The sequence below is a fragment of the Methyloversatilis sp. RAC08 genome, from assembly GCF_001713355.1.
GTDB lineage: Bacteria > Pseudomonadota > Gammaproteobacteria > Burkholderiales > Rhodocyclaceae > Methyloversatilis.
In genome coordinates this window covers 3,517,582-3,535,387 of record NZ_CP016448.1, presented here as the reverse complement: position 1 = coordinate 3,535,387, position 17,806 = coordinate 3,517,582, and the positions used below count along the sequence as shown (strand labels likewise).

Here is a 17,806-nt window from a genome sequence, read left to right as displayed (position 1 = left end):
CATGCTGAGCAAGCTCTTTTCGTTCAACGGCGGCGTCAAGCCCGCCCCGAACAAGTCGCCATCGACGCGCGAACCGATCGCCCGCCTGGCGCTGCCGCCGCAGCTCGTCATTCCGCTGCACCAGCACATCGGCGGTACGCCGCGACCACTGGTGAGCGTGGGCGACACGGTGCTGCGCGGCCAGCGCATCGGCGCGGCCGACGGCAATGTGTCGAGCGCGGTGCATGCGCCCACGTCGGGACGCGTGGTCGCCATCGAGCCGCGGCCGATGCCGCATGCGTCGGGCCTGTCGTCGCCGGCCGTCGTGATCGAACCGGACGGGCTGGACGCGGCGATCGAGCGCGAGCCGTTCGACTGGCACGCTGCCGCGCCTGGCGAAATCCGCGATTTCCTGCGCGATGCCGGCGTGGTCGGTCTCGGCGGTGCGGTGTTTCCGAGCCATCTGAAGCTCAATCCCGGCAAGTCCGGTCACACCGACACGCTGGTGATCAACGGTGCCGAGTGCGAGCCCTTCATCACCTGCGACGACATGCTGATGCGTGCCGAGCCCGACAACATCCTGCGCGGCGCGCTGATCATGCAGCGCATGCTGGCCGCGAAGCAGGTGCTGGTGGCGCTGGAAGACAACAAGCCGGAAGCCGCTGCCGCACTGAAGGCCGCCGCACAGGCGCTGGGCCACGCCTCGCTCGAAGTCGTCGTGGTGCCGACGCGCTACCCGGCCGGCGGTGCCAAGCAGCTGATCCGCGTGCTGACCGGCATCGAGGTGCCACACGGCAGCCGCTCGACCGATTACGGCGTGCAGTGCTTCAACGTCGCCACCGCGCTCGCCGTGTGGCGCGCACTGGAGCATGGCGAACCGCTGACCCGGCGCATCGTCACTGTGGCCGGCAATGTCGAGCGGCCGCGCAATTTCGACGTCGCCATCGGCACGCCGATCGCGTACCTGTTCGCCGCCGCCGGCCTCAAGCCCGACACCGACAAGCTCATCATGGGTGGCCCGATGATGGGTATTCCATTGCCCAACATCGACGCCCCGGTGGTCAAGGCCACCAATTGCCTGCTCGCCTCGTCGCCGATGCTGTTCCCACCGCCGGAACCTGAATTGCCCTGCATACGGTGCGGCGAGTGCGCGCGCGCCTGCCCGGCCGACCTGCAACCATTCGAGCTTTACTGGCATTCGCGGGCGCGCAACTTCGGCCGGGCACAGGAATACAAGCTGTTCGACTGCATCGAATGCGGCTGCTGTGCCTACGTGTGCCCGTCGCACATCCCGCTGGTCGATTACTACCGCTACGCCAAGAGCGAAATCTGGGCGCGCGAACGCGACAAGGATGCCGCCGATTCGGCGCGCGAACGCTTCGAATTCCGCAACTGGCGGGCCGATCGCGAAAAGGAAGAGAAGGCCGCCAAGCTTGCGGCACGCAATGCCGTCAAGCCGGCGGTCAAGCCGACCGACGGTGTGGCCGACGCAGCACCAGCGCCCGCGGACGACCCGAAGAAAGCGCTGATCGAAGCAGCCATGGCGCGCGCCAGGGCGCAGAAGGAGGCGGTCGCGGCGAAGAATACCGATGCGCTGACGCCGGCCCAGCAGGCGCAGATCGACGCTGCCGAGGAACGGCGCAAGCGCGCATCGGAACTGAGCGGGAGCGACGCGCCCACCGAGTGAGCCCGGAATTGCCCGCCCCCCTGACCCGACCCCTTGAGCTGACCCGCGACTGCCCCGGGCAGTACCGAACCGACTGCCCTGCCGACCACCCCGGACTCCGATGTACAACTCGCCCTATCTCCGCCAGAACACCAGCGTGCGCCGCGTCATGGTGACCGTGCTCGTCGCCATGCTGCCGGCCATCGCGATGCAGGTGTGGCTGTTCGGCATCGGCCTGCTGCTGCAGATCGCGATCGCCAGCGCCACTGCGCTGGTTTGCGAAGCGGCCATGCTGTCGCTGCGCCGCCGCCCGGTGGCACGCGCACTGGGCGACGGCAGCGCGCTGGTCACGGCCTGGCTGATCGCGGTGTGTCTGCCGCCGCTGCTGCCCTGGTGGATGATCGTCATCGGCACGTCGTTCGCGATCGTCATCGGCAAGCACCTGTATGGCGGCCTCGGCCAGAACCCGTTCAACCCGGCCATGCTGGCCTACTGCGTGCTGATCATCAGCTTTCCGGCGCTGATGTCGCAGTGGCCCGGACTGCAGGGCAGCGACGCCGCCACACAGCTGCACTGGGTGTTCGGCGGCGAGCGCATGCTCGACGCGGTCACCGGCGCAACGCCGCTGGACGCGCTGCGCACCGGGCTGCTCGGCAACGCCGATGTCGCCGCGGTGATGCAGTCACCGGCTTTCGGCCACGTGGCCGGCGCCGGCTGGGAATGGGTCGCGCTGGCCTGGGGCGCCGGGGGCCTGCTGCTGCTCGCGCTGCGCATCATCACCTGGCACATACCGGTCGCCTTCCTCGGCGCCATGGCCATCGTGTCCGGCGTGGCCTGGCTGATCGACCCATCGCACCATGCCAGTCCGGCCTTCCACCTGCTGGCCGGAGGCACCATGCTGGGTGCCTTCTTCATTGCGACCGATCCGGTGTCGGGCGCCACGACGCCGCGCGGGAAACTGATCTTCGCTGCGGGCATCGCGCTCATCGCCTGGCTGATCCGCGCCTTCGGCGCCTACCCGGACGGCATCGCCTTCGCGGTGCTGCTGCTGAACATCTGCGTGCCGCTGATCGACATCAAGACCCAGCCGCCGGTGTTCGGCCACAAGGTCGAGCCTCCGGACGGAGGTGCGCGATGAGCGATGCGGAACGCGACATGCCGGCGACGTCACCGGCCGTCGATCCGGCACCGGCCGGGGCGGCACCGGGCGGGCGGGCGCCGCATGAACTGGCGCCACCGGCCAGTGCAGCAGGCACTGCCGCGCGATCGGCCTTGCTGCTCGGCACCTTCACGCTCATCTTCACCGCGCTGATGGCACTCACCTTCGAAGCCACTCGCGAGCCGATCCGCGCATCGGTCGAAGCACGCCGTCTGGAGCTGATCGCCCAGGTTCTGCCGCACGGCGACTACGACAACGCGCTGCTGACCGACACCGTGCAACTGCCGGCGCTGCCGGCGCTCGGCATTGCCGGCCCGGTCACGCTGCACCGCGCGCGGCGCGGCGCCGATCCGGTGGCGCTGGTGTTCGAGGCGCAGGCGCCCGACGGCTACAGCGGCGCGATCCGGCTGCTGATCTCGCTGCGCGCCGACGGCACGCTGGGCGGCGTGCGGGTCGTTGCGCATAAGGAGACGCCGGGTCTGGGCGACTATATCGACCCGGCCAAGGACCGCGCCACGCCGAAGTGGATCGCCCAGTTCGTCGGCCGTGACACCGCGCAGGCGGGCAACTGGACCGTGCGCAAGGACGGTGGCGACTTCGCCTACATGACGGGTGCGACGATTTCTCCGCGCGCCGTGATCCGTGCCACGGGGCGCGCCGTGGCGGCGATCGCCCCGGCGCGCGAGGCGCTGTTCGGCCTGCCGACTGGCGCCGACGCGGGCAAGGTGTTTGCGAAAAAGGGGGCGCCGCGGATGGACGCGGAAAATCCGGATAACGTTGAATGAAGGCTGTGGACGGCGGGCTCCGGACCGACCTTCACCGGCCCCGATCAGACCGCTCCGCGATAACCTGCGGTGCATGAAAGGATGTGCTCACGATGAATCCTGAAGAACGTACCGCTTATGGCGACATCGGTCGCAAGGGCCTGTGGGAGAACAACACCGCCCTGGTGCAGTTGCTTGGCCTGTGTCCGCTGCTGGCCGTCAGCAACACGCTGGTCAATGCCGTCAGCCTTGCGCTGGCGACCGTGCTGGTCATGGCGCTGGCCAGCGGCGCCGTGGCGGCGCTGCGTACGCTGATTCCGTACGATATCCGCATCCCGGTGTTCATCCTGATCATCGCGGCGCTGGTCACCTGCCTCGACCTCGCCTTCAATGCCTGGCTGCACGAGCTGTATCTGGTGTTGGGCATCTTCATTCCGCTGATCGTCACCAACTGCATCGTGCTGGCGCGGGTGGAAGCCTTCGCGGCAAAGAATTCGCCGCTGGCCGCCGCGTGGGATGGCGCCGCGATGGGTATCGGCCTGCTGTGGGTGCTGGCCCTGCTGGGCGGCGCACGCGAACTGATTGGCGCGGGCACGCTTTTTTCGGGCATCGACATGATCATTCCGGGCGCGCAGGCGCTCAAGCTTCTGGGGGACGACTACCAAGGCCTGCTGGTTGCCATCCTGCCGCCTGGCGCCTTCATCCTGCTCGGACTGCTGATCGCCGCGCGCAACGCCTGGGTGGCGCGCGCCGCGGCCGCCCGTCCGGCGGCGCCGCACGCACCGGCGGAAACGGCCTCTGCCTGATGGGGGCACGGGTCAGCAAGCTCGCGCGCGCCGACATCCAGACGATGTTCGAGCGCTGGCGCGCCGCCAACCCGCATCCGAAAAGCGATCTCGAGTACGGCTCGCCGTTCCAGCTGCTGGTCGCGGTGGTGCTGTCGGCGCAGGCGACCGACAAGGGCGTGAATGTCGCCACGCGCCGGCTGTTTCCTGCGGCGCCGACGCCGGAAGCGATGGTCAGCCTCGGTGTCGCGGGCGTCGAGGACTGCATCAGGACCATCGGTCTGTTCCGCGCCAAGGCGAAGAACGTCGTGTCGCTGTCGCATCAGTTGCTGGAGAAGCACGGTGGCGAAGTGCCGAATGACCGCGCCGCGCTCGAAGCGCTGCCCGGCGTCGGCCGCAAGACGGCCAATGTGGTGCTGAACATCGTGTTCGGCCAGCCGACCATGGCGGTAGACACGCACATCTTCCGCATTTCGAACCGCATCGGCCTCGCGCCCGGCAAGGACGTGGTCGCCGTCGAACAGGCGCTGCTCAAGGTGGTGCCGACGGAATTCATGGACCACGCCCACCACTGGCTCATCCTGCACGGCCGCTATACCTGCACCGCACGCAAGCCGCTGTGCGGCCAGTGCAACATCAACGACCTGTGCCGGTTCAAGGACAAGAACATCGCCGGGTGACCACCCACCACCCGGCAGGGCGGCCGCCCTGTGGGAGCTTGCCTGTGGGAGCTTGCCTGTGGGAGCTTCCTGTGGGAGCTTCCCTGTGGGAGCTTCCCTGTGGGAGCTTCCCTGTGGGAGCTTCCCTGTGGGAGCTTCCCTGTGGGAGCTTCCCTGTGGGAGCTTCCCTGTGGGAGCTTCCCTGTGGGAGCTTCCCTGTGGGAGCTTCCCTGTGGGAGCTTCCCTGTGGGAGCTTCCCTGTGGGAGCTTCCCTGTGGGAGCTTCCCTGTGGGAGCTTCCCTGTGGGAGCTTCCCTGTGGGAGCTTCCCTGTGGGAGCTTCCCTGTGGGAGCTTCCCTGTGGGAGCTTCCCTGTGGGAGCGGCGGCCTCGCCGCGATGTGCACGCTGATCATCGACCATCGCTGCTCGATCGCGGCGAGGCCGCCGCTCCCACAGGCCGTTGCTCCAACAGGCGCGCCACTAAGGCTTGCAGTCAGGTGCGATCAGCCCTGCAGGAAACGAAACGCGAATTCTTCGCCGGGCAGCGGTTTGCTGTACAGATAACCCTGCCAGGCATCGCAGTCGCGCTCCTTCAGGAACGCCAGCTGTTCGGGGGTTTCGACACCTTCGGCCACGACGCGCAGTTTCAGCGTGTGCGCCATGGCGATGATCGTGGCGGCGATTTCCATGTCATTGCGGTCGTGCGGGATGTCGCGCACGAAGCTCTGGTCGATCTTGAGCACGTCGATCGGAAAACGCTTCAGATAGGCCAGCGACGAATAGCCGGTGCCGAAATCATCGATCGACAGCGCAATGCCGAGCGCCTTGAGCTCGCGCAGCCGCAGTTCGGTCGAGGCCTGTTCGCCGGCCAGCATCGATTCGGTCAGTTCGAATTCGAGCCAGTCCGGACCGATGCCGAATTCCGCCATCAATGCGGCCACGCGCTGGGCGAGATCAGCCTGCTGCAGTTGGCGTGCCGACAGGTTGACCGCCACCGTCAGGACCTGACCGGCATCGCGCCACGCGCGCACCTGGGCACAGGCCGTGCGCAGCACCCACTCGCCGATCGGCACGATCAGACCGGTCTCTTCCGCCACCGGTATGAAGCGCGCCGGTGAAATGACGCCCTCTTCCGGATCGATCCAGCGCACCAGCGCTTCGGCACCGGTCAGCCGACCGGTGGCCATGTCGATCTGCGGCTGGTAGTGCAGCGTGAATTCGCCGCGCTCCAGCGCGCGGCGCAGCCGCGTGTCCAGATGCAGCCGGTCCTGCGCGGCGCGGCTCATCGCTTCGGTGTAGAAGCGGAACGCGCCGCGCCCGGCTTCCTTGGCCTGGTACATCGCCACATCGGAATGCTGGATCAGCTCCGTCACAGTGCGGCCGTCGTCCGGAAACACCGAAATGCCGATGCTCGCGCCGATGTAGATCTCGCGCCCCTGGGACAGACTGAACGGCGCCGTCAGCAGGTCGATCAGCATCTGCGCGACGATGGCGGCGTCTTCCGGCACCGTCATTTCCTCGATCAGCAGCACGAATTCGTCGCCACCGAGCCGGGCCAGCGTATCCACCTCGCGCAGCCGGCTGCGCAACCGCTTCGCAATCGCGGCCAGAAGTTCGTCGCCGGCCGGATGGCCCAGGCTGTCGTTCACGTTCTTGAAGCGGTCCAGATCGATGAACAGCAGCGCAAGATGGCAACGGCTGCGTGCGGCACGTTCGATGGCGTGCTGGATGCGCGATTGCATCAACAGTCGGTTCGGCAGATCGGTCAGCGGATCGTGGTGGGCCAGATAGTCGAGCTTGGCTTCCGAGCGCTTGAGCTGGCTGATGTCGGTCATGACGGCAACATAGTGACTGGGCGCGCCGGCTTCGTTGCGCACCGTGCTGATGGTGAGCAGCTGCTGGTAAAGCTCGCCATTCTTGCGCCGGTTCCATACTTCGCCCTGCCAGTTGCCGCTGGCCAGAACGGTCGACCACATGACCTGGTAGAACCGCTCGTCGTGGCGTCCCGACTGCAGCATGCGCGGTGTCTGGCCGATGGCTTCGAACTCGCTGTAGCCGCTGATATGGGTGAATGCTCGATTGACGGCGACGATCTGCGCCTCGAGATCGGTAATGAAGATGCCGTCACGCGTGCTTTCGAACACCGCTCCGGCCTGCCTGAGCGCGGTGGCTGCGCGCACCTTCTGAACCGCCAGGCCAGTGATGCGGCTGAAATCGTTGATCAGCTCAAGCTGCGCAGCGTCCGGCAGGCAGGGGGTGTCGTGATAGAGCGCAAAGGTACCGAGCACACGCCCGTCCTTGTCCTTGTAGGGGACCGACCAGCAGGCACTGAAGCCACCCAGCCGCGCCAGCTCGACATATGGCGCCCAGTACGGGTGCTCGAACACGTTCTCGACCAGCACAGTTTCGCCCGACCACGCCGACGTGCCGCAGGAGCCGGTGCCCGGGCCTGGCAGCACACCTTCTATCGCCTGCAGATAGCGCTCGGGCAGCGAGGGCGCAGCGCCATTCACCAGCCGGCCGCTCACTTCATGCAGCAGCTGGATCGATACGCGCGTTGCCGGCTCGATCGCCTGCATGCGCAGCGCAATCGCCTCGAGAATGACGGACAGCGGCTCGGCCGCAACGATGCGGTCGAGCACTTCGGCACGCGCCTCGCCGATCAGCGCGACGCGCTTGTCGGCGCTGACATCGGTCCAGGAGCCCACGAATTCGGCACCGGAATCACCGCTCTGGCCAACCCGTCGCAACTCGTCGCGGACCCAGATTTCGCTGCCGTCACGCCGCCGGAATCGATATTCGAGGCTGAGCTGTCCGTCCAGCAGGAGACCTTCGGAGCGCGCCAGCGCTGTATTCCGGTCCTGCGCATGAAGGCCGGCCTGCCACCAGCCTGGCGCCAGTACTTCGGCCACCGTATAGCCAAGAATGCGGGTCACGTTTTCGCTGACCCATGACGACTGGTACTCGCCGTCCTGCTCGCGCAGGCTGTAGACGATGGTCGGACTGGCCGCGAGCAGTTGCGACATGCGCTGGTTGGTGGCGTTGAGACGTTCGCTCTCAAGCACCAGCTCGGCCCGGCGATGGACTTTCTCCAGCGTGGCCGGCAGCTCGAACAGATAGCCGGGATGCTTGACCAGATAGTCGTCGACACCCAGATGCAAGGCGCTGGATGCCAGCTGCTCGCTGTCCTGACCCGCCAACATGACGATGGGGAGGGACAGCTGGCGCTCGCTGCGGATCAGCTTCACGAGGTCGAGCCCTGTCGTTTCATCGGGCAGCGCGTCGATCAGCAGCACGTCGAAAGTCGCTTCGGCTTCCGGGCCGGCTTGCAGCCGGCTGATCACCGCATCGGTGCCGCCGGTGCTTTCCAGCCGGATCTGCGGCGCATGCTTGAGGAGGTGACCGCGCATCAGTTCCACATCTTCAAGGCTCGATTCGGCGCACAGCACGCGGATCGGCCGGTCGCACCGCGCCGACATCGAACGGTGCCTGAGCAAGGCGGCGTCAAGCACGCGCGGCAACCGTTCGAGGTAGGAGCCGGACTTGATGAGGTAGTCGTCGGCACCCGCCTTCAGCGCGGCAATCGCCGAACTGCCGTCGCCCGACCCGGTCAGCACCACCACCGCGACCGGCAGGGCGTGTTCCCTGATGTGAGCCAGCAATTCGAGCCCGCTGCCGTCGGGCAGCTTGAGGTCGGTCAGCAGCAGGTCGACACCAGCCCGGGCGAGACGCTGACGCGCGTCCTCCAGCGTGGGCACGATTTCTATGTCAAGTACGCTGCCGCTGCGGCGCAGCGCACGCTGCGTCAGATCGGCATCAAATTCCGAATCTTCTGCGTAGAGGATGCGCATCAGATCGGCGGCTGGTTGAGTTCGAACCAGTATCGTCCGATCTGGCCCGCCGCTTCGACGAAACGATCAAAATCCACCGGCTTGACGATGAAGGAATTGACGCCCAGCGAATAGGCATCGAGCAGGTCACGGTGTTCCGCCGACGAACTCAGCATCACCACCGGAATGCTGCGATGCACCGGATGGCGCTTCAGCTGGCGCAGCACCTCGAAGCCATTGACGCCCGGCAGGTTGATGTCGAGCAGGATCAGCGCAGGCGGCGGCTCGCCCTTGTCCCAGCGCTGCATGAAATCGAGCGCCGTTTCGCCATCCCGCGCCACGCTGACCGGACCGGCCAGCGGGTCGCGCGCGAAGGCGCGGCAGGTCAGATCGATATCGACCGGGTTGTCTTCGACCAGCAGGATGGGCGGGGCCGCTGACGGCTGACGGGTCGCGAGATTCATGCCGGAAACTCCAGATGGAAGGTGGCACCCTCGCCCGGTGCGCTTTCTGCCCAGACGCGGCCGTCCATGCGCTGCATGGCCTTGCGCACCAGCGCAAGGCCCACCCCGGTGCCCGAGAAATCTTCGTTGCGGTGCAGGCGCTGGAAGATTTCGAATATCCGCTCGTGGTATTTCATGTCGAAGCCGATGCCGTTGTCGCGCATGCTCAGATGCGCGCGCCCGTCCTGCACGACCGCATGCAGCGTGACGATGGCCGGATCGGCATCGCGACTGAACTTCAGCGCGTTGTCCAGCAGGTTGCGAAGCACCATTTCGACTCCCTGATGATCGGCTCGTACGGTAATGGACGGTACCTCACCCACGATCTGCACCGAAGCCGCTGCGATTTCGTCGCTGCGACGGTTCAGCACACTGCGCATGACCTCGCCGAGGTCGACCCGGCTCGCCTCGAGCGAACGCCGCTCCATGCGCGAGTAGGCCAGCAGATCCTCGATCAGGGCATGCATCTGGCGTGTGCCGTTGCGAATGTTGGCGAGGAAGCGCTGCCCCTGTTCGTCCAGGCGGTCGCCGTAATCCTCGAGCAGGATCTTGCTGTAGCCATCGATGCCGCGCAAGGGCGCCTTCAGGTCATGCGACACGGCGTACGAGAAGGATTCCAGCTCCTTCATCGCATCGGACAGCGCCTGCGTGCGCTCGGCGACACGCTGTTCGAGGTCACGGTTGAGCTCGCGCAGGGTGTCCTGCGTTTGACGAAACTCGGTGATGTCGCGGGCGATGCCGAGCACACCGACCAACGTGCCGCCGGCATCGTGCATCGGCGTCTTGATGGTTTGCAGCAGCACCCGCTGCCCGGTGTCCTGCATGGTCACCCATTCTTCGTTCACGCTTTTCTGACCGGAGCGCATCGCGCGTTCGTCATGGCTGCGGAAGAAGTCGGCCTCTTCCTTGCTGAACACGTCGTAATCGGTCCGGCCGAGCAGTTCGGCTTCGGCCCGGCAGCACAGACGCTCGAACTGCCGATTGCAAGACAGAAAAATGCCCTCCGGAGATTTGAGCCACACCAGATCCGGCAGCGTGGCAAACAGCGTCCGCAGGTGGGTACGCTCCTGCTCGACCGCAAGTTCGGCCTTGCGGCGAGCGGTGATGTCGACGTCCATGCAGACCATGATCGGTTCCTTGTCCAGCCCGGGGATGCTGAACAGCGTCGCTTCGATCCAGCGCGGCGAGCCGTCGCGATGTCGGACCAGATACTCGGACGGTCCGATCGACTGTCCGCTGTGCACGATCTGCGCAAACGAGTCGCGGAAAGCGTCGGCCTCTTCCTGCGTGTGCATCAGGGTGTCGATGCCGCGCCCGATCGCCTCGTCCGGATGCCAGCCGTACAGCCGGGTCGACCCACTGTTCCAGTACAGCACACGGCCTTGTGCGTCGAACCACTGAACCGCCACATTCGGTGCCTGTTCCAGCGTCGCGCGCAGGCGCTCCTCGGACGCGCGCAAGGCCTGCTCGGCTTCGAACTGATACGTGACGTCGAGCAGCGTTCCGACGTACGTAATGACGCCTCCGTCATCGTCAGGCACCATTTGCACGCTGGGCCGCAGGTGGCGCACAGGCCCGATATCCGGCGAAGTGCGATAGACATGGAGCGGCACTTCGGTCGCGCCCTGTGCGAGCAGGCCCATCACGCCAGCCACCCGATCACGGTCATCCGGGTGCAGCCTGTTCAGGAACTGTTCGGGTTCGGGAACGCCATCAGCTGGATCGAGACCGAAAAACGCATGCATCTGCTCCGACCACCAGCCCCCGCCGCTGGCCACATGAAACTCCCAACTGCCCAGGCCCGCGATGTGCTCGGCTGCGCTCAGGCGGTTCCGCTCCAGCTTGAGCGCCTGTTCCGCCTCGCGCCGCGCCGTGATGTCCTGGATGACCGCGAGGTGGTAGTCCGGTTCGGCTCCGGGCGCCCACAGCGGCGACACGCTCAGCGCGACCCAGATGACGCGACCGTCCTTGTGGAACACCCGCTTCTCGATCGAGAACTCGCGGATCTCACCGCTCTTTAGCGAGTCGAGCAGCGCCAGATTGCGCGGGAGATCCTCCGGATGCGTGACACGCATGACATCCAGGCTACGCATTTCAGCGTCGTCGTAGCCCATGATTTCGCGGTATTTGCGGTTCGCCGACATGAAGTGGCCGAGACGGCTGTCGATGCGCGCCACACCCACGCCCACCTGTTCGTACATCGCGCGGAACAGCCGCTCGCTGTCCAGCAACGCAGCATGCTGCGCCTGCAGCCGCACCGCCATGTCATTGAATGCGGAACCGATCTCCGCAAGTTCGTCGCGCCCGCCGAGATCGACGCGGGTGTCGAGCCGGCCCTGTCCGAACGCCCGCGCAGCGTTGGTCAGCTGCGCAGCGCGACGGAACCAGATCAGGTGCAGGAACAGCGACAGCAGCAAGGACCAGCACAGGATCAGCACCGCATGCCGCCACAGTTCGACCCGGCTGGCATGCAGTCGCTGACTGAACGGCTGGGTGAGGTCCGACCGCACGAAAAGCTGGTGGCCGCCTTCAAGTGCCATCAGGCCGGTCAGCGCGGTGCGCGAGGCATCCACCTGCACCAGCAGCGAGTTGTCGGGCGCGCGCGGCGCATCCAGCAGCGCCGCGCCGCCGCGTGTGTCGGCCGCGAGGATGTCCGACAGCGACTGCCCCAGGTCGGCACGCGCAAGCGAGCCGATGACGCGCCCGCCCGGGGCGGTCAGGTAGGCGTGCGTCAGGTGTGGACGCAGGCCCAGTTCGGCGACGGCACGGCGCAGCTGCAACGGCCTGTTCTGCACGATGAGCTGATCCAGATTCGACTGTTCGATGCCCAGCCGCTCGACCAGCAGCTGTTGCTGCTCCTGTTCCACGCGCAGGCGGTAGTCCGCCCGCTGCAGCATGTGGTCGAGACCGACCATCACCAGCGCCACCACGGTGATGAGCAGCGGCACCAGCGTGCGGGCGGGCAGGCGCAGCGTCATGGCCGTTGCCTCGCCGCCAGAACATCCGCCGCAACGCGGCCGTCGAACAATTTTGTCCAGTCGGGCTCAGCCATCACGCGCTGACTGGCCTTCAGGTCGGCCATCAGCTGTCCGAGCGCCAGCACGCGGGCCTCGGGCACCGCATCGAACAGCACCACGCTGTCTTCCAGCGCCAGCAGGCGGACCTGGCCAAGTGCGCGAAGGTAGGACGACGTGTCCAGATCGGTGCCGGCCGCCAGCGTGCCCGCGGCCGCCTCCGGCTGCGCCAGCAGCGCCAGCCGGCCGTCCTCGAAGGCGCGCAGCAGGGCGCGTGCCTGGGCTGGCCGGGCACCCAGCGCGTCACTGCGGATCACCAGCACGTCGACCACCTCGCCCGGCATGTCGGCGCTGTCGAGCAGCACGCGGTAACCGGCTGCCACGAGGCTGGACAGGACTGGCTCGAAGGTGATGACCGCATCGACACGACCGCGTGTCAGCGCAGCCTCGTGTTCGACCACCGGCAGCATGAAGAGCGACAGCGCATCGCGCTGCAGGCCGCCCGCTTCGAGCAGGCGCTGCAACATGACGTCGGCCAGCGCGCCGTTTTCCATGCCGATGCGCGCACCTTTCAGTGCAGCAGCACTCGCGAAACCTGGCTGCGCGACCACCGCGTCGGCCCCCTTCGACAGGCTGAGGATGGCCATGACCTTGATGTCCACGCCCGAACTTGCCAGTTCGATCGCTTCCGCCAGCGTCAGGCCGGCCGCGTCAAGCAGCCCGTTGCGCAGCTGCCGCGCACTTTCGCTGCTCGATTCGAGTTCGACGATGCGCAGGTCGGCCGGATCGGTCAGACCGCGCTCGCGCGCCAGAATGAGCGGATCGTAGCCCAGCCATGGATTGAGGCCGACCCGCAACGGCAGGTCTGGCGGCCCGCTGCATGCAGCGAGCGCCATGCAGGCAACCAGCAGAATGATGGATCGAGACACTACGCGAAGGCGCATTTCGGAACGGGCAGTTTGCTGGCCAGGAAGAGAGGGATGGCTTACAAATTCTTACGTTGGACAGGTCACAGTGTGCCGCGTTTCCTGCAATTTGCCACTCAGGCCGGGTTGCGTTGGCTCAATTTCTGCGCCGTCAGCAATGCGGCGTCGTAATCGAACGCAGACAGCTCGCGCAGCAGGCGTCGTCCGGGCTCGCCCAGTGCATCGATCACCGACGACGATTCCCGCGCCAGCACGCGGGCTCGCGTGTCACCCGCTTCAAGCAAGGGCAGCAGAATCTCGAGCAGGCCGCGCAGCGCCTCCGGGTCGGGGTCGCCCGCCGATTCGACAGGTGCTGCAGGCGCACCGCGCGGCCCGCGCGCATCGAGCCAGCGCAGCAACATGCCGTAGAAATCGACCGGTTCGACCGGCTTGGAAATGAAATCGTCCATGCCGGCATCGGCACAGGTGCGCCGGTCTTCATCGAAGGCATTGGCGGTCATGGCGAGGATGGGCACAGCGCTCCAGCCGGGCAACCGGCGCAGGCGGCGCGTTGCCTCGACACCGTCCATGCGCGGCATCTGCATGTCCATCAGCACCAGGTCGTAGCGCGTTTCGCGCCCCCGCTCCACAGCCTGGACGCCGTCCTCGGCAATATCGGCGACCAGGCCGGCTTCCTCCAGCAGGGCCAGGGCCACCTCGCGATTGATGGGGTTGTCTTCGACCAGCAGGATGCGCGCATCGGCATAGCGCGTGCGCAAGCGTGCCGCGGCATCGTCCGGCTTTTCGCTCGCCGCGGGCGCAGAAGTCTGGCCGCGGTGCAGCGCCAGCCGGGCGGTGAACCAGAATGTGCTGCCCTGGCCCGGTTCGCTGGTCGCTCCGGCGTCGCCACCCATCAATCGGGCCAGCTGGCGCGTGATCGCAAGACCGAGGCCGGTGCCGCCGTAACGGCGGGTGGTGGATGCGTCGGCCTGTTCGAAAGTGCGGAACAGCCGTCCGAGCTCCGCCGGTGCAACGCCGACACCGGTATCGCTGACCTCGAACCGGATCATCACCGTGCCGTCGACCTGTTCGGCGCCCTCGTCCACCGGGTGGGCGGTCAGCGTGATGCCGCCACGCTCGGTGAACTTCACTGCATTGCTGAGATAGTTGAGCAGGGCCTGACGCAGGCGGATCACGTCGCCGACCAGCAGCGGCGGCACGCCTTCGCTGCTGACGTGCAGGTAAAGACCGCGTTCGAGCACGCGCTCGAGCAGCATGGAGCGCATCTGGTCGAGCAGCGAATCGATGCAGAACTCCACCGCTTCGAGCTTGAGCTTGTCGGCGTCGATCTTCGACAGATCGAGCACGTCGTCGATGATGTGGCGCAGATGGCTGGCCGCATCTTCGATCTTGGTCAGCCGCTCGCGCTGCACGGCATCGAGCCCGGAACGCGACACCAGATGGGCGAGGCCGATGATGGCGTTCATCGGCGTGCGGATTTCATGGCTCATGTTCGCGAAGAACAGGCTTTTCGACCGGTTGGCCGCTTCGGCAACCTCTTTCGCGAGCGCCAGTTCCGAAGTGCGGCTGAGCACCAGTTCCTCCAGCCGGTTGCGGTGGCGCTGCAGTTCTTCCTCCATGCGCTTGCGTTCGGAAATGTCCTGGGCGACGGTGACGTAGTGGCTGATGTGCCCGTCCGGCTGACGGATCGGCGTCATGCCCAGGAATTCGAGCGCTTCCCGTCCATCCGCGCGACGCACCGTGAATTCCCCCTGCCAGGCCCGCCCCTCGTCAAGTGCCAGCCACATCGCGCGCGTCTGGTGCGCGTCATCTTGATCGGACGGCAGGTACAGCGTACGCAGGTCGCGCCCGATCAACGCGCGGCGCCCGAGCCCTGACAGTTTCAGGTAGGCGTCATTCACATAGGTGACACGCCCGGCCGAATCGGTGATGACGATGCCGGCAGGATTCTGCTCGACCGCCTGCGACAGCATGTGGATCGACTGTTCTGCCTGCTTGCGGTCGGTCACGTCCTGCAGCGTGCCGCGCAGGCGAACCACCCGGCTGCCGTCGCTGACCGGGGAACCGACAGCCCGCACCCACTTGCGGCGACCGGTCGCGCTGGTCATTTCCAGTTCCAGATCATAGGGCTGCGCCGTGTCGATCGCCGAGCGGATGGCCGATTCGAGGCGGCGGCGATGCTCGCCGTCGAAGCGTTCAAGACCGTTCGCCAGCGTAGCTTCGTCGCCCGGAGCGATGTCGTGGATGCGCATCACCTCGTCGGTCGACGTGACCCGCCCGCTCGCCACGTCCAGTGACCAGGCACCGATATGTGCCATTTCGCCCATTTCGCGCAGCAGCTCCTCCCTCTCCTTGAGGGCGCTGGCAGCCACCGTGCGCTCGGTGATGTCGGCCAGGATGCAGTGCGTGCGCACGAAACGCTTCCTGGCATCTGTCTGCACCCGACCCACCAGCCACGCGACCACCTCATGGCCGTCCCGATGCTGCAGGTGCACTTCGCGCTGAACATGCCCCTGCTGCAGAAAGGCGGCGAAGCTGCGCGCGAAGCCGTCGCGTGCCGAGGGCGCCCAGAAATCACTGAAACACCGGCCCATCAGCGCCTCGGGCGCATGGCCGATCAGGTCGCACAGCACCGGATTGACATCGATGAAACGGCCTTCGCCGTCCAGTGACTGATAGGCTACCGGCGACTGTTCGAACAACGAGCGGAAGCGGTGTTCGCTGTCGCGCAGCGCGTCTTCGGTGCGGATGCGGTCGGTGATGTCGCGTGCCACACCATACAGCCCGATCACGCGGCCTTCGGCATCGTGCATCGGCCCCTTGGTGCTGAGGAAGACACGTTCGCCATCGGCGGTGAGCAGCCGCTCCTCGAATCGTATGACCCGATTTTCCTGCATCACCCGGCGGTCGTTCTCAATGACCTGACGCGCTTCGACCGGCGGGTGCACCGAATGGTCGTCGCGACCGAGCACGGCGGCTTCGGTCGTATTCAGCAGACGACAGGATTCCGGATTGAACAGCACATAGCGCCCGTCGGTGTCCTTGGCGAACATCGGGTCGGACGAACTGCTGACGAAGGAATCGAGCAGCGCCATGGCCTGCCGGCGCTCGGTCTGCAGCCGCATTTCGCGTTCGAGAACGTCCAAAGTCTGGCTGACCAGGCGGCGCATCAGCAGATACAGCGCCCCGGTCGTGACGGTGACGAAGAACCACCCCTTCAGAATGCTGAAGCGGGTGCGCACGGCGCCATCGGGCGTGACCATTTCAAGCGCCTGGTCGGACAGCAGTATCCACAGCCCCGACACGATCAGATAGCCGAGCACGACGTTGAGCACGCCCCGACTGGCGCGCTGTCGGGCCAGGGCCAGGTCCTGCCGCACCACCTGGTCAGCGACTGTCGGCATGACGCTGTGCGATGTCGACGAAGTCGTCGTAACGGGCGACGAAAGCGTCCGCTACGTCCGGATCGAAGTGGGTGCCGCGTCCGGCGACGATTTCGCGCTTCACCCGGTCGGCCGGGAAGGACGCCTTGTACACGCGACAGGTGCTCAGCGCATCGAATACATCGGCCAGCGCCATCAGGCGGGCCGATACCGGTATCGCCTCACCGGCCAGCGCGTCCGGATAGCCGCTGCCATCCCAGTGCTCGTGGTGCCAGTGCGCGATTTCCTTGGCCAGCGACAGAAAGCCGAGCGGTGCGTCGTCCGCTGACCCACTGCTTTCGCGCTCGGCCCGGTCGATCGCCTGCGCACCGAGCAGGGCGTGCGTCTTCATCACCGTCCATTCGTCCGCATCGAGCTTGCCGCGCTTGTGCAGGATATGGTCGGGAATGCCGACCTTGCCGATGTCGTGCAGCGGTGCCGAACGCGCCAGCAGATTGATGTAGGCCGGCGTCAGCGTGAGTGCGAAGCGGGGATGCGTGGAAAGCTGTTCGGCCAGAACGCGCACGTAGATCTGCGTGCGCAGGATGTGCGCACCGGTCTCCTGGTCGCGCGTTTCGGCCAGTTCGGCCAGCGCGCGGATGCTGACCGCCTGGATGCGGTCATTTTCGGTCATCCGCCGCGCAACCTCCTGCTCCAGCCAGGTGTTCTGGTCACGCAGCAGGTCGCGCGCCATCCTGGCCTGAAGCTGGGTGCGCACGCGTGCCAGCACGACCAGCGGCTTGAGCGGCTTGGCGATGTAGTCGACCGCACCGCGCGCCAGGCCGGCCTCTTCGTCGCCCGCGCCGGCAAGTGCGGTGACGAAAATGACCGGGATGTCGCGTGTTGCCGGGTCGGCACGCAGCGCGTCGAGCACGGCATAGCCATCCATGCCGGGCATCATGACGTCGAGCAGGATCAGTGATGGCGCATCCGCGTCCTGCGCAAGCCGCAGCGCCGAGCGCCCGTTGTTTGCCGCCTTCACGCGATACCCCGCCGAGCGCAGCAGGCCATCCAGCACTTCAAGGTTTTCCGGCATGTCGTCGACGATCAGGATGCTTTTCGCATCCGGTGCACCTGTTTCGCTCATGTGACAGGCAATG

At 66.4% G+C, this 17,806-nt stretch carries 11 protein-coding genes; 5 read left to right on the top strand and 6 right to left on the bottom strand.

The genetic code is table 11. The features are described 5' to 3' along the window. Position 1 precedes the first annotated feature (1 nt). The 5 genes from rsxC to nth all read left to right on the top strand — a co-directional run bounded on the left by rsxC (position 2) and on the right by nth (position 5,033). A complete protein-coding gene (gene rsxC, locus BSY238_RS16030) occupies positions 2–1,666 on the top strand; it encodes an electron transport complex subunit RsxC (protein WP_069040027.1) in 1,665 nt (554 codons plus the stop codon). 100 nt (positions 1,667–1,766) lie between these two features. Then, on the top strand, positions 1,767–2,783 hold the full coding sequence (locus BSY238_RS16025) for an RnfABCDGE type electron transport complex subunit D (RefSeq protein ID WP_069040026.1): 1,017 nt from the start codon (positions 1,767–1,769) through the stop codon (positions 2,781–2,783). Next, the gene (locus BSY238_RS16020) at positions 2,780–3,589 is read left to right on the top strand and encodes an RnfABCDGE type electron transport complex subunit G (protein WP_069040025.1); all 810 of its coding nucleotides are present in this window, start codon (positions 2,780–2,782) and stop codon (positions 3,587–3,589) included. The genes BSY238_RS16025 and BSY238_RS16020 overlap by 4 nt, the downstream gene beginning before the upstream one ends. Before the next feature lie 92 nt (positions 3,590–3,681). Then, positions 3,682–4,374 (top strand): electron transport complex subunit RsxE, encoded by a 693-nt coding sequence (rsxE, locus tag BSY238_RS16015; protein WP_069040024.1) that lies wholly within the window; start codon positions 3,682–3,684, stop codon positions 4,372–4,374. Continuing rightward, positions 4,374–5,033 (top strand): endonuclease III, encoded by a 660-nt coding sequence (gene nth / locus BSY238_RS16010; RefSeq protein WP_069040023.1) that lies wholly within the window; start codon positions 4,374–4,376, stop codon positions 5,031–5,033. Before rsxE ends, nth begins: the two co-directional genes overlap by 1 nt. 481 nt (positions 5,034–5,514) lie before the next feature. On the opposite strand, the gene BSY238_RS16005 is transcribed toward nth, so the two are convergent. The 6 genes from BSY238_RS16005 to BSY238_RS15980 form a co-directional block, all read right to left on the bottom strand. Continuing rightward, a complete protein-coding gene (locus BSY238_RS16005) occupies positions 5,515–8,862 on the bottom strand; it encodes an EAL domain-containing protein (protein WP_069040022.1) in 3,348 nt (1,115 codons plus the stop codon). Further along, positions 8,862–9,305, bottom strand: coding sequence for a response regulator (locus tag BSY238_RS16000; RefSeq protein WP_069040021.1), 444 nt, complete (start codon positions 9,303–9,305; stop codon positions 8,862–8,864). Before BSY238_RS16000 ends, BSY238_RS16005 begins: the two co-directional genes overlap by 1 nt. Further along, positions 9,302–12,322 (bottom strand): PAS domain S-box protein, encoded by a 3,021-nt coding sequence (locus tag BSY238_RS15995; RefSeq protein ID WP_223300173.1) that lies wholly within the window; start codon positions 12,320–12,322, stop codon positions 9,302–9,304. Before BSY238_RS15995 ends, BSY238_RS16000 begins: the two co-directional genes overlap by 4 nt. Next, the gene (locus BSY238_RS15990) at positions 12,319–13,254 is read right to left on the bottom strand and encodes an ABC transporter substrate-binding protein (RefSeq protein WP_223300172.1); all 936 of its coding nucleotides are present in this window, start codon (positions 13,252–13,254) and stop codon (positions 12,319–12,321) included. Before BSY238_RS15990 ends, BSY238_RS15995 begins: the two co-directional genes overlap by 4 nt. Before the next feature lie 146 nt (positions 13,255–13,400). Further along, entirely contained in the window at positions 13,401–16,688 is a 3,288-nt protein-coding gene (locus BSY238_RS15985; protein ID WP_069040019.1) for a PAS domain S-box protein, read from the bottom strand. Continuing rightward, positions 16,672–17,793 carry a response regulator gene (locus tag BSY238_RS15980; protein WP_083224075.1) on the bottom strand — a complete coding sequence of 374 codons (1,122 nt, stop codon included), beginning with the start codon at positions 17,791–17,793 and terminating at the stop codon, positions 16,672–16,674. Before BSY238_RS15980 ends, BSY238_RS15985 begins: the two co-directional genes overlap by 17 nt. Positions 17,794–17,806: the final 13 nt, after the last annotated feature.